The following is a 12,797-nucleotide window of genomic DNA, read 5'->3' on the forward strand; positions in this document are numbered from 1 at the left end:
CGTCGACCATGCGGTGCCATGCCTCGTCGTTGGGGTCTATGGGTTGAGGCCCTTGGTCGTGGAGTCGTAGATGACCCCGGTGAGGTTCGTTCCGAGAAGGGTGGCCCCGGTGAGATCTGCTCCGACGAGGTTGGCCCCGGTGAGGTTGGCTCGGCGCAGGTCTATTCCGGTGAGGTTTGCTCCCTGCAGGTTTGCGTGGTTCAGGTCTGCGCCGCGTAGGCGTGCGTCGTGGAGGTTCGCTCCGACGAGGTTTGCGTAGGGAAGGAATGCCTCGGATAGATCAGCCCCAGACAGGTTTGCTTTGGTCAGGTAGGTCCCGTTGAGGATTGTTTGGCGCAAGTCAGCCTCGGTGAGGTTCGCCGAAGTCAGATTTGCCTCCGTCAAGTTCGAACGGTGCAGGTTCGCCCCGGTCAGGCCAGCCTGCGACAGGTCCACGTGGCGCAGATTCGCTGCCTCTAGATAGGCATATGGCAGGTACGCCCTGGCGAGGCATGCCTTGGCGAGGTCCATGTGGAGCTCTGGTGGGAGCGCAGATATTAGATCGCCACCAGCGATGGGATGCACCCCATCGTTTGCTCGGTCGCGTTGGCTTAGCACAGAGAGAGGGGCTAGGACGTCGGGGGTGGCGACGTCGGCGCAGGTAGTACCGGAAGGCGGGGTGTTGTTGCGGACTGCGGTGATGGTGAATGTGGTCAGTACCTGGACGATGGTGGGTTGGTCGCGGGGTGAGTCGGCGGCGAGGCGTTGTAGGGCGTAGATGCCCCCCCAGCCGGGTGTGCAGGTGTTCTGGGCCGGTCTGGTCGAGCTGTTCGACGGCCTTCGTGTAGCGCTCGGCGTATTGGCCCTCCTGAGCCACCTCGTTCTGCCGTTGGGCTGCTGCTACCTGGTCTTGGGTGGCGTTGAGGGACAGGCCGGTGAAAATCAAGGCGCCGATCGCGGTAATCGTGGTGACCGCCGTGGTGATCGTCTGCGCCTTGGAGTGCGCATGGCTCGGAGCGGCCGACGGGGTGGCTGGCATGGGACGTGGTCGTATGCGGGTCCGCGTGGTGCCGGGGGCGATGCTGCGGCGGGTTGTACGGATCATGCTTCTCATGATCGCTGTACCCGGCACAGCGCGAAGGCGTGGTGGAAAGGATCCGCGGCCTCAGGGTCGATGGGGGCCAACTGCGTTGGCGATCTGGATTCCTTTGGTCGCCACCCACAAGCTGAGGGCTCCGGCGAGGAAGCCGACCACCAGGCGCGGGGAGAGTTCCTTGATGGAGTGTCGAGTCTGGACGGTCTGGTAGCCCATCGCGACGATCCCGGCGATGACGATGAGCAGGCTGTAAGAGACCAGCAGGATCTGCCAGGAGTTGTCCCACAGCTCACCGACCCGCGGCAGCGCCTCCGGCGTCGGCGTGGTCAGCAACGTGCGCGACAGCAACTCCAACAGCGGGTTGAGCGCCGAGGTGACGATGCCGCGGAAGAACCCGTTGATGGCGTTGGTGACACAACCGCCGATCGCGGTGATCCCGCACTCCTCCTCCCCATCGCCCTGGCCGGGCTGCGTCGTGCCGGGACCGGTCGGCGGCGTGGTCACCCCGGGCCGCGGAATGCAGCCCTCCCCGGCACACGGCGCCGGCGATGTCGGTGGGGTGGCCGGGACGCAGCCGACGGGAACCCCCGGGTGGACGACATCGGTCGGGCAGGGCGGCAGATCCGTCGGCGGCAGCGGCAGGCCGGTGGGTGCCGGCTGCGGCGGGGACATCGTGGGCAGCGAGCAGATCGGGCTCGGCGTGCCCGCTGAGCAGCCGGGGTCGACAGTCGGGATTGGCGGCGCGGGCTGCGCGGCGGCGGAGGCAGGGCTCGGCGCGGCTGCGGCACTCACCGCAACAGCACCGCCGAGCAACACCACCAGGCCCACCGGAACCGCCAGCGCGCGACCCCGCGCAATACCTAGCAAGCACCCGGCGAGGCGACCCAGCCGTCGCCGTGAACTCCGTGGGCGTCGGGTGCGGAGCGCGATGGGCGGGGCGAGCAGGATCCGATCGGCTCCCGGGTGCGTGGATCGGACGGCCGCCTCGGGGCTCAGGTCGCGGACGGTCAGAGCGTCCCGTGCATGGCATCGGATGGGCGCGGTCGGATTGGGTCGGCGGGACATGACTCAGGCCCCCACAATGCCCTTGAGCACGGTCACGACCAGCGGCGCGAGCGCGGCCAGGCAGTAGCCGATCCCGGCGGCCTTGAAGCACTCCTTGGCCTTCTCCTGCTCGCCCGGGTCACCGGCGCCCACGACCCGGCGCACCCCGCCGATGGTCAGGAACACCGTGGCGATCCCGGCCAACACGCCCATGATCCAGTTGCGGATCGGCTCCGTCGGTGATCGAGCCACTCGAGCAGGATCCGGTGTGTCAGCTCGTCGAGCGGACGGCCGCGCCTGGCGATGGTGACGCGGCGGTTGCCGAGTTCGACATCGTCGAGCTGGATCGAACGGATTTGGCCGGGTCGGGCGGCGTGCACGGCTGCGAGCACGACGCAGAGCTTGGCCTGCGGTGTGGTCGCGGCACGGATTGTTCGCGTGATGTCGTCGTGGGTGAGTGGCTGCCAGATGGTGTGGGTTCGATTGCCGAGTCGGATGCTCGCCGCTGGGTTGCGGAAGATCACGCCGTCGCGTTTGGCCCAGGTGAACAGCGACCGCAGCGCGGTCAGCGCGGTGGACCGCGGCTCGCCGCGCAGGGTGTCGAGGTAGGACAGGACGTCGGCTCGGGTGATCTCCCGCAGATGGTCGTGGGTGTGCGACCACGCGGTCAGGGCTGGTACCGCGACGCGGACGTAGGCGATGGCGGTGTTGGCGTGGCGCGGGTTGCGTCGCGGCCCGCCGTGGCGCAGGACGTGAGCCCAGCGCTGGACCTGTTGTGCGATGGCTCCGGGAAGTCCATCCAGTGTGGACTGCAGCCAGGTGTCGAACACGGCGGGTCGGTCGTCGAGCAGGATGCCCATCGTCGACAGCACGTCCACGACGTGGGTCAGGGCGCCGCCGCCTCGTCGGCGGATCACGGGGTAGAGGTCCGACACGCGCACGACGTCGCCTTCGTGGTGGCTGGCCAGCAGCATCACCAGGTTGCGGTTGAGCGCGCGGCGCACGGTCGGGTCGAAGCCTCGCGTTTCGGCGGTGGTGTGTGCCAGGTGCAGCGCCCAGTGCAGCCACGGGTTGTCCGGTGTGGAGCTGGAGCGGAGGTCGATGCTGCCGGGCCGGTAGGTGCGCTTCAGGTCGCCGAACAACAGCAGTTGCACGCCCTCCTCGCTCGGGCGGGCCGCGACGCGCGGTGGGGGCTTGGGTGCCCGGCCTTTGGCGCCGCGACGCCGCGGCGTCGTGCGTGGCGGAGCTTGCGGCCGGTGGATGTCGGCCAGGAACAGTTGCTGGCCGCGCACCTGCGCGAGGTAGGGCGCGAGCACGACGTTCGAGCGGGCGTCAGTGGCGGTGACGGCGCGGTCCAGCCGTGCCTGACACCAGCACAACCGGCAGTACCCCGCCTTCAGCCGCGCCTCGCGGCGGCACGCCGCGCAGCCGCCGACGTGGTGCTGGAAGCGGGCGGCGGCGAAGTTGTAGCAGGCCAGGCACACGCCCTGGGCGTAGGTTTCGCCCCAGGCGAAGCAGTCCGCGCAATTGGTGACCGACCGGGCGATCTTCGGCCCGGTGCCATCACGTGTGACCACCGCTCAGACGGGCGGGGTCGACCGGCCGTCGCGCCGCCGAGGCACCACTCGGGGCGCGGGGCGCTCGTTGACGGCGGCCTGCGTGGTCTCACCGACTGGCTTGGGCACCTGCTCCGGTTCCGGGATCAGCAGGTCGCCGACCTCACAGCCAAGCACCGCGCAGATCACGTCGAGGTCGGCGAGCTTGAGCGAGGCGGGCTGACCGGACCACAGGTAGGACATCTTGCCCAGCGACACCGCCATACCGCGTTCGGCGAGCAGGCGTTGCAGGTCGGAGGCCTGCCAGATGCCGCGATTCGCCGCGGCCAGGCGCAGATTCCACCGCATTCACATCAGTCCTTCCAGCCGCGTGGCCGCGCGCTTCTGCCCGGCGATCCACGCGTCCTCGATCCGGCTGCGATGCACGTGGACGTACTTCATCGTTGTGGCCACCCAAGCGTGCCCGTACATCTCCTGGATGGAGATCAGGTCGACGCCGTTGAGGTAGAGCTGCGAGGCGCAGTAGTGGCGCAGCACGTGCGGCGTCAGCCGACCCGCCCACGATGGCAGGTGCCGCGCGGTGGCCTCGACGAGCCCGGACCGCAGGGTGTCGTAACCGACCCGGCACCGCGTTCGGTCCTTGTTCTGTCGTTCGGAGGAAAACAGCGGCGCGCTGTGGCGCAGGTGGTCATCCTCGAAGTGGCCCCACACGTCCTCGATGTACCAGCGCAGCGTGCTGCCGGCGTCGTTGAGCAACGGGACCATCCGCTCGCGTGGTCCGGACCCGCGCGCGCCTTTGCCGACGCGGACATGGAGCTTGCCGAACGCGCCCAGCTCCCACCGGATGTCGGCCAGGTCCAGGTGGCGTGCCTCGTTGATCCGCAGCCCGACGTCGGCCATCAACCGGGCAGCCGCGTAGTTGCGCGCCGTCGGCGCGAACTTCCGGCACGTCTCCAGATCGCGTCCCCACCCGGCGAACAGTGTGTTGATCTCGGTCTCCAGCGGAGGGATGCGCAACTTGGCGTTCTTGCTGCCGCGCGGCCGGTTCATCTCATCGAGCGGGCACTCCACCACGAGCCCAGTCAGCGCGTGCAGCTCAACCTTGTGCCGCAGCTCCAGGAACTCGAAGTAGACCGACAGCGCGCCCGCGCGCGCCAGCCGGGTGCCACTCGGCGCCCCGCGCAGCTCCCGGCCGAAGTAGGCGTCGGCGTGCGGCGGTTCCATCTCCCACAGCGGGCGGCCGAACCACTCCCGAACCTGTTCCAGATTGCTCAGGTCGCCCCGGATCGTCGTGTCCGCCACCCCGGCCGAAGCCCGCGCGAGCACGAACCCGGCCATCACGTCGACCTCGAACTGCTCGAGTTCATCCGGCGATGCCACCGGCCGCAGCGTGCGCAGATCCCGAACCGCCGCGACAGCCAACCCACGCTCCTTGACTTCAGTATTCCTGAAGGGAGATCACGCAGAATGAAATCACTTCAAGAATCCCGAAGCAACTTCAACACGCCAAACCCAGTGTGCGCTGCGAGGAAGGCCCAGGTCTGCGGGCAGAGGCGAGCGCGGACCCGGCTGAACCCCAGTGATGTCGTACTCACCCGCGGAGCCGCCCGCACACACCAGCTCGCCGACGACCTCGGCAACGACGAACAACCCTGGAACCGGGCGGCATGAGCAACGACCCCGTGCTCGGATCGCTCTGCACGGGCTACGGCGGACTCGACCTCGGCATGCTGGCCGCACTCGGCGGCGGGCCGCATCGCCTGGTGCGCGGACCCCGACCCACACGTGCAGCAGATCCTCGCCGCACGCATGCCCGACGTGCCCAACCTCGGCGACTTGCGCGCCATCGACTGGACCACGGTGGAGCCCGTGGACGTACTCGCTGCCGGGTTCCCGTGCCAAGACATCTCCGCCGCCGGCAGACGCATCGGCATCGAGAAAGGCGAGCGCAGTGGCTTGTGGACCGACATCGTGGCGGGCCTTCGCGTACTACGACCCGCGCTGTTCATCGTGGAGAACGTCGCCGCGCTTCGCTGGCGCAACGGAGGACTCCACCGTGTACTCGGCGACCTGGCCGAAGCAGGGTATGACGCGCTCTGGCGTAGCGTCCGCGCCGCCGACATCGGCGTCCCACACCGACGCGAACGCGTGTTCCTGCTCGCCTGGCCCCGCGCTCCCCTCACCGCGGATGCTGCCAACACCGCAAGCGCGCGACGGCGACAACCGAGGCGCCGCCGATCCGACTCGCCGGCGAGCGCTTGGACACCAAGTCAGCTTGCACGACGCGGTGAACGCTGTGATGAGGTTGATGCCGACCCCGACAGCGTCGGACGCGAAGTCTTCAACTCACTGCACCCACGACGGTGGGCCGTCTCTGTCCGACCGGTGTCGACTGCTGGAGACGACCAACTCGGCGTTCCTTCCAACGCCCCGAGCGACCGACGGAACGAAGGGTTGCCCAGCACAACGCGGTTCCAAAGGCGACCTGATGCTGCCCTCGGCGATCATCCAGCTTTTGTCTCACAGCGAAGCGGCACGAACCTCGTAGAAGCCCAGGCAGAAACCATGGACTGGGGAGACTACGGCCCGGCCGTACGCCGCTGGGAACAGCTGCTCGGCAGACCCTCGCCGTATCCGACTCAACCAGGACAACACGGCAGCCCCGTGCTTGCGCCGCCCTTCGTCGAGCACCTCATGGGCCTCCCACAAGGCTGGATCACCGATATCCCTCTCGCGCGCACAGCACACCTCCGTGCGCTCGGCAACGGCGTCGTCCCACAACAAGCGGCCCACGCACTTTCGCACCTGCTGAAGGACCTTGCTGGCCTTCTTCAACACGATCCGGTGTGTGGGCGTTCCGAGGACGACGCTGCAGCATGACGGACCGGAGATCCCGGAACTGTCGGTGCTGAGAGTCATACTGACGGCTTGTCGAGATGAACTCCGGGAGACGATCAAGTGGGCATTCTTTCGGCAGCTGTGGTCAAGCTCGCTGAGACGTTGGTCAGGACGGCTGTCGAGGCAGGCACTGGGAACAAGAAGGCCGGAGACCTCGGTGCAGGCGTCACCGCCATCCTCGGTGGTCGCTTGAGCGAAGCCGCCGAGAGCCGCCGTGTCCAACGAGCCCTGGAAGAAGTCGGCAAGCAGGTAGCCGAGCGGATCAATGAGCGGTTCGGACACGAGTACCGACGACTCGACGAGCACGACCAAGTAGCCGCTGTCGAGGCGGTCACAGAGACCTTCCAACGCGCCGACCTGAATGCACAACTCGTCGCCAAGGCAAATCTCGATCCGCGCGTTCTGGAGAGAGAGCTACGTCGGCAGGCACCAGCTCTGCTCGCGGAGGTCACCCTTGGCGAGGACGGCGAGCAATACTACTTCCGGCTGCTCAGAGAGTCGTGCGCCGACGTCGTGCAGATCATCCGAAAGCTACCAGATTTGCAGGTGGCGGCACTCGGAGAGATCTTGCAGAGACTCACCGGCCTGCACGACCAGGTTCAATCAGAATCTGATCGCGCCGAGCGCAGGCTCGCTCACGCTGTGGAACAGATCGAGTCGAGCTCTGGGCGCAAACTCGAGGACTTCGAACGTCGCTTGCATCGACTGCCACCGATCCATCATGACCACCTTGTGACCTGGTGGCGTGACGACCCAGAAGGTGTTTGGTCTGTTGTCACGACCTTCACGAGCATGGAGTCGCCGCCCAGCGAGGTGGCAAGAGCTTGGGAGGCAGACCCACCGGCTCGCCTGGCTGCGCTGGCCGTGCCGGCCCGCCTGGCAACAGCGACGCTGCTCGCGGTGTACGGCAGCCGTACTCTTGCTGCGAGCCTGTTTATCTCGGCGGCTGATGACGGTGCGCCACGCAGGCAGTTCTGGTTGGCGCGAGCCGCATTGATCTACGAAGACATCGACCGCCGAGACGACGCCCAACGCCCGCTGCTCGATGCCGCTTCCAAGAACAGTCTTACGGATCCCTTCGCACGCTGCATGACCGCTCTCTTGGCCGACGATTGGACACGTCTGCGTCATGAGCTCGCCAGCTGGAAGCCAGCAGACAACCTCGAGCGTTTGTTCCACTATGTGCTCTCAGTACGTGAGGCCCTCATCGGCAGGGGAACCGAGACGATCTCACGGTCGTCGCTCGACGAGGCGATCGCACTCTCCAGTAAAATCCTGCGGGACACATGGATTTCGACCGTGGCGCTCGCACGGGCCGCACATCTGGTTTGGCGAGCCCAACGCGGCGAGGCAGATCACCGGCACGCCGACATCCGCGAAGCCCAAACACTAGCGCTCACGGTTCGCGATGAGCGGCGCACATGGCGAGGTGACAGCGCAGAGGCCGTGGCTGTCGCGTGCGAAGCTGCCGACGAAGTCGGCGACTACAAGGCCGTTCTACGGTTCGGCCTTACTGAAGCTGGCGAAGCAACTGACCAGGAAGCCGCTGAGCAGAAAGTACGTCGGTTCGTCCTCGTCGCGCGCACATGGCTGGGTGATCCACCCGACGACGTCACATTCGAAGAGGTAGGAGACGCCTCCGTAGTCGCCGCGATGAAAGCGATCATCGCTCTCCGCCGGGGCGAGGACCCAGCTGCCCATTGGCGAGCTGCGCTGGAAGCTGCCACGGAGGATGCCTACAAGGCTCGAGCGCTACTCGGGTTGGCGCGCTGCGGACAGATGGACGTCCAGGCTATGGAAGAGCTGTCTGCCAAGTTGCCGGACATCGGCAAGGAGATCCGAGCCGTAGCAGACCTCGCCGCGGGACGAACCGACCGCGGAATCGCGGTGTTGCGTGTTCAGGCGCGCTCATCACGAGATGCTGCTTCAATCCTGGCCGGCGCTTACAGCGAGATGGGCGATGTCGACGGTCTTGTCGAAACGCTTCGCCAAGCGGCTGATGACTTCGCCGACCCTGAACTTCGACTCGAAGCAGCGCTTGAACTCCATCGCGCTGATCGGGTGGATGAAGCCGAGCAGGAGTTGGCGGCACTGATAGCCGCGTCACCAGCTGGTTGGCAGGGCCTTCGGAACGCCCAGCTTCTCGCCGCGCGTATCGCCTTCGACGCGGGCAGATTGGAGACTGCCGCACAACTCGCGCGCTCCGCCCTGAAAGCAGACCCGAGCGATGAGCGAACCCGTTGGTCGCTGATTCACCTCCTCCTTCGCAGAGCCGATACCGCTGCGGCATGGCGGGTGTTTCGTGAACACGACAGCCCTCTGCGGGCGGTGCAGCTGGACGACGCTCATTGCTGGATCCAGCTGCACCGGGAGTATGGAGACTTGCACGAAACCGCAGATGGCTGCCTGCGCCTGATCCGCCAGTTCCCGGACTCGGAGCAGGTCGCCGCTCATGCGCTGGTCACTCTCATCGCGTTTCGCGCCGCAAAGGAGCCACTCCCTGAAAACCTAGCTGAGGAGTTGCAGCGCGCGTCGGAGAACTTTTTCGAACTCTGGCCAGAGAGCTCGCTGCTGAGACGGATCCGCGGAGACGATCTGCAAGCTCTTGTCGCTCAGATGAACGAGATGGCTCGGGAATCACCCGAACAGCGACAGATGAAGCGAGAACTCCTGAACAAGGTAGAGCTCGGACAGCTGCCGGTCGGAGTCCTCTCGGCCGCGCTGCCGCGTAGCTACGCGGAGATCGTGCTGCGGCGGGCCCCAACGGTTCTGCAGGCAGTGCACGCCGACCTGTCCGAACACCGCATGTGCCTACAGTCCGCCTCCACGACGGCTCGTTCGACCGTCGTGGTGGACACAACAACAGTCGCCGTGCTGGATACCCTTCCGCACTCGATCCGCAGCTTGGCCTTGGGGCTGTTTCGCCGCGTCATAACCTGCGACTTGACTCTGCACGATGCAAGAGTGGCCAGAGACGCATTGGCGAGCAGAAGTACCGGATCATGGGGCTGGGACGAAGACGCTCAGACCGGGCGGCTGTACGAGACCTCCGACGAGGAGGCCGACCGGCTTGCAGAAGAATCTGATCGACTGGTTCTTAGCATCGAACAGCTAATTCGCAAACCCCGTCCTCTCACGCGGATCGAACCGCGGCTGGATGAGCAGTCTTACCACCCTTGGGCGCCCCTGCTTGACCTCGCCGCTGATCAGCAAGCGCCGGTGTGGGCCGATGATGCGGCACTCCGGGCCCTCGCCAGATCTGTAGGAATTGAGGCGATCTCAACTGCGGCCGTACTGCAGAGACTACTGAACGAGGAGTTGATCAATGCACAGGAACATCAGGCCGCAATCACCACGCTGTTCCGCGCGAGGGTAGGCGACTTCCAATTCACCTCGCATCGGCTCATAGAGATCGCCGAAGAAGAGGGCTGGCAAGCAGGCTCAGTCGCTATGGCTCTGGGACGCCCCAGCTCGTGGCGGAACGCCGAGGCGACGCTGCCATTTGTCGGCAAACTGGTGCAGCAGGTAGCCCAACACCGGCCAGATGCCCTGCCACAGTGGGCCTATTGGCTTGCACGTGGCGCTGCCTACGCGTTCTGCCGCACGCCGCAACTCGCGTCGAACGCGGTAGCCGGAGTAGTTGCGCTCGCGATCCACCACGCCAACGCTTCAGGTCCTCTCCTACGAGCAGTGGTGGACCGGTGCCGCGCAGCCCTCTTCGACGTAGTGCTGGTTCGTCAGGACGTGGTTGATCCGCTTCCACTGGCAGCTGAAGCCATCTACCGCACGCTCCTAGAGCTGCTTCCGCCAGCACTCGCCGCACAGTACGTCGTCGCGGCCGTGGCGCAACTCGAAGACAGAGACCGCCACGCTGTACTCCGCATGATCCTCGAACTGACCAATTGACACGATTGATGGCGACAATGTCTGCCACCCCAATGACACCGCCAGCTGTTGGACACACCGGGGAGGGCATCAACCCGAGCGCGTTGATGCAGCGCAACTCCTGAGCAATGACCTTGTCGCCCGTCCAGCAGCTTCGTGGTGGAGTCCCTACTCCAGCAAAGGAGCGCAGACTGAGCGGGTTCCGAACCGCGAGAGGTTGACGATGCCCACTAAGCACGAAGGGATCTGGTGGATCGCCGACCACCGTCCCGAATCCGAGGTTCGTCGAGTCGACGGTGTGCTCACGATCGAGGAATCTGGTCGTGCGGTTCTCGACGTGACCGCGTTGCTGCCGTTCTTGATCGAGCCGGTAAACGGCGTCCGGTCCGCCTATGTACGACCAGCCTCGGCACTGGCCGTTCATGGTCGTGCCGCGAGCGGCCGCCAGATCACGTTGCTGCGTGTGAGTGGCAACGGCCGCCGGATGCAGGTGGGTGCTGTGATCGACGGCCTGTGGCTGAATCCAGGAAAACCTGCTGACATGACCACAGACGATCCGGTGCCAGCTGACCGTCGACCTGATCTCGTACCCGCGGAGGACGTGCTGGCGTTCGTCGGCGCGGAGGTGCAGCTGGAGCACCTCGCAGAGTGGTCGGCGTCTGAAAGCCAGCCGACCGCAACGCTGCCGGACGGCACAACTGTCGTGCTGGTCTCCCAGATGCACCAGGGTGACGAAGGTTCTTCAACGAGTCCTGTCGACACTGTCCTGGCCAGGATCACGACGACGCACCCAGTCGCCTTAAGCGCGCTGTTGGGGCACATCAAGTCGATGCGACGCTTGCTGGGTTTGGTCGTACGCCGCGAGGCCAGCGTGCTTTCCGTTCATCTTCGTGCAGTCGAGCCTGACGACGAGGCTGCGACGCAGACGATCGATCCCTCTGAAACAAGGCTGCTTCCGCTGCAAAAGCGGTTCCCGCCCGTGATCCCGTCCAGTGGCGGTCTCGTGCCGCGGTCACGGATGCTGTTCACCCTCGATCACGTGGGTTTCGACGAAGTCCTGCCGCGCTGGTACCGAGTCGCAGAAGAACTGGACGGCACGATGGCAAGCCTGTCGGTCGCCCACGAACTACCCCTCTTGCTTGACACACGCTTGGTCACCGCGGTCACTGCAGCCGAGTCCTACTTCGCCAGCCGAGCCGAAACGGCCGGAATGACGTACATGCCAGCCGATGACTTCGCGGCCCTACGCGAGCTAGTCGCGGCGGCCATCGCCCAGTCACATGAACTGAAACAGTATCAGGAGTACGTCGTCGGATCGCTATGGAATCAGCCGACCCTGAGGCAACGTCTCGAACTGCTGGTTGACCACCTCGGGACGCACGCTCGACCTCTACTGACCAACAGCTCTGCCAACGACAACGCAGGCTGCAAGTCGTCCGACCTCCCGCAGGCGAAGGCCTGGGCATGGGGCGCGTCGCGATGCCGCAACGACGCGGCCCACGGCGGCCGAGTAGTCACGCTGGACGACGACGCCGCGTTCACCGTCCTCACCGCCACCTTGGCAATCGTGGAACTTCTCGTGCTGCGCGACCTCGGAGTCGACGACGCGCGTCTCGCTGAGCTGGTCCGCGACCGTCACCATTCGCTCGCGCAGGACATCGATGACTATCTGATGCCGGCATACAACAGTGGTGCTGCTACCCAAGCTCCTTCGCCGCGCAAGAAGAAGGCGCGGCGATCGCATCTGGTCGCTGAAGAGGAACTCGAACCTGACGATGGCATGGATCCTCTCGTCGCCGCCCTGCTAGAGGTTGCCGGGACAAAGTGGCGCCAGGAGTGGGTCCCGAGCGGCGCTGTCTTCGGCGCGGCACGCCGCCGCGGGGTCCCAGAAATTAACGTCAACAACGTCGCCCAAGCACTCGCCGATACCCTGGGAGATACCGCACCGCAGCGCACACCAGGAAACAAGCCCGAAGCAGGCCCTGGCTATGCCACATCAGCGCTCTTCGTCTCCGTCAACGACCACTGCGCAGCTACAGGCATGGAATTTCCGATGTCCAGGTGGCGTCGACACGTTGACCTCGCCCCGATCCTCGACGCGTTCCCCCTTCTCGTTGACGCCACAACGGACACGGTGGCCGAGGTTCTCGAATCCCATGGCCACGAGATCGGGTCCGCCGACCTGCAGCACCTTGTTGCATGGGTGGCTGAAGACCGGCTCCAAACCTGGTGTGTACAAGTTGATGTGTCGGCTGCGATGTGATGGTCATGGATCTGAGGTTCGAACGCGGCTGCGTGCTTCCATACACCCTCTTGCCCGCTATGCAACGAGGTCTGGA

At 65.7% G+C, this 12,797-nt stretch carries 8 protein-coding genes; 3 read left to right on the top strand and 5 right to left on the bottom strand.

The features are described from left to right. Window positions 1-36: 36 nt before the first annotated feature. From ACSHT8_RS11275 to ACSHT8_RS11295, 5 genes are all read right to left on the bottom strand, one after another. The gene (locus ACSHT8_RS11275) at window positions 37-510 is read right to left on the bottom strand and encodes a pentapeptide repeat-containing protein (RefSeq protein WP_436500367.1); all 474 of its coding nucleotides are present in this window, start codon (window positions 508-510) and stop codon (window positions 37-39) included. Window positions 511-1,144: 634 nt separating this feature from the next. Continuing rightward, window positions 1,145-1,867: a hypothetical protein gene (locus tag ACSHT8_RS11280; protein WP_436500369.1), complete on the bottom strand. Its 723-nt coding sequence runs from the start codon at window positions 1,865-1,867 to the stop codon at window positions 1,145-1,147. Between the two features lie 276 nt (window positions 1,868-2,143). Further along, a complete protein-coding gene (locus ACSHT8_RS11285) occupies window positions 2,144-2,518 on the bottom strand; it encodes a pilin (RefSeq protein WP_436502042.1) in 375 nt (124 codons plus the stop codon). A 1,181-nt stretch (window positions 2,519-3,699) separates the two neighbouring features. Beyond that, a complete protein-coding gene (locus ACSHT8_RS11290; protein ID WP_436500371.1) occupies window positions 3,700-4,023 on the bottom strand; it encodes a helix-turn-helix domain-containing protein in 324 nt (107 codons plus the stop codon). Beyond that, on the bottom strand, window positions 4,024-5,097 hold the full coding sequence (locus ACSHT8_RS11295; RefSeq protein ID WP_436500373.1) for a tyrosine-type recombinase/integrase: 1,074 nt from the start codon (window positions 5,095-5,097) through the stop codon (window positions 4,024-4,026). It abuts the gene before it with no gap. Window positions 5,098-5,460: 363 nt separating this feature from the next. Between ACSHT8_RS11295 and ACSHT8_RS11300 the strand changes: the two genes are divergently transcribed. From ACSHT8_RS11300 to ACSHT8_RS11310, 3 genes are all read left to right on the top strand, one after another. Then, window positions 5,461-6,555, top strand: coding sequence for a DNA cytosine methyltransferase (locus tag ACSHT8_RS11300; protein ID WP_436500375.1), 1,095 nt, complete (start codon window positions 5,461-5,463; stop codon window positions 6,553-6,555). A 78-nt stretch (window positions 6,556-6,633) separates the two neighbouring features. Continuing rightward, window positions 6,634-10,479, top strand: coding sequence for an NACHT N-terminal Helical domain 1-containing protein (locus tag ACSHT8_RS11305; protein WP_436500377.1), 3,846 nt, complete (start codon window positions 6,634-6,636; stop codon window positions 10,477-10,479). Window positions 10,480-10,681: 202 nt separating this feature from the next. Next, window positions 10,682-12,721 (top strand): HEPN domain-containing protein, encoded by a 2,040-nt coding sequence (locus ACSHT8_RS11310; protein ID WP_436500379.1) that lies wholly within the window; start codon window positions 10,682-10,684, stop codon window positions 12,719-12,721. Window positions 12,722-12,797: the final 76 nt, after the last annotated feature.

The organism is Actinokineospora sp. HUAS TT18 (assembly GCF_051364635.1).
Lineage (GTDB): Bacteria > Actinomycetota > Actinomycetes > Mycobacteriales > Pseudonocardiaceae > Actinokineospora.

Excerpts from the sequence above, each read along its gene's own strand:
- ACSHT8_RS11290 (WP_436500371.1), bottom strand. The coding sequence starts at position 4,023 with ATGCGGTGGAATCTGCGCCTGGCCGCGGCGAATCGCGGCATCTGGCAG.
- ACSHT8_RS11310 (WP_436500379.1), top strand. The coding sequence starts at position 10,682 with ATGCCCACTAAGCACGAAGGGATCTGGTGGATCGCCGACCACCGTCCC.
- ACSHT8_RS11275 (WP_436500367.1), bottom strand. The coding sequence starts at position 510 with ATGGACCTCGCCAAGGCATGCCTCGCCAGGGCGTACCTGCCATATGCC.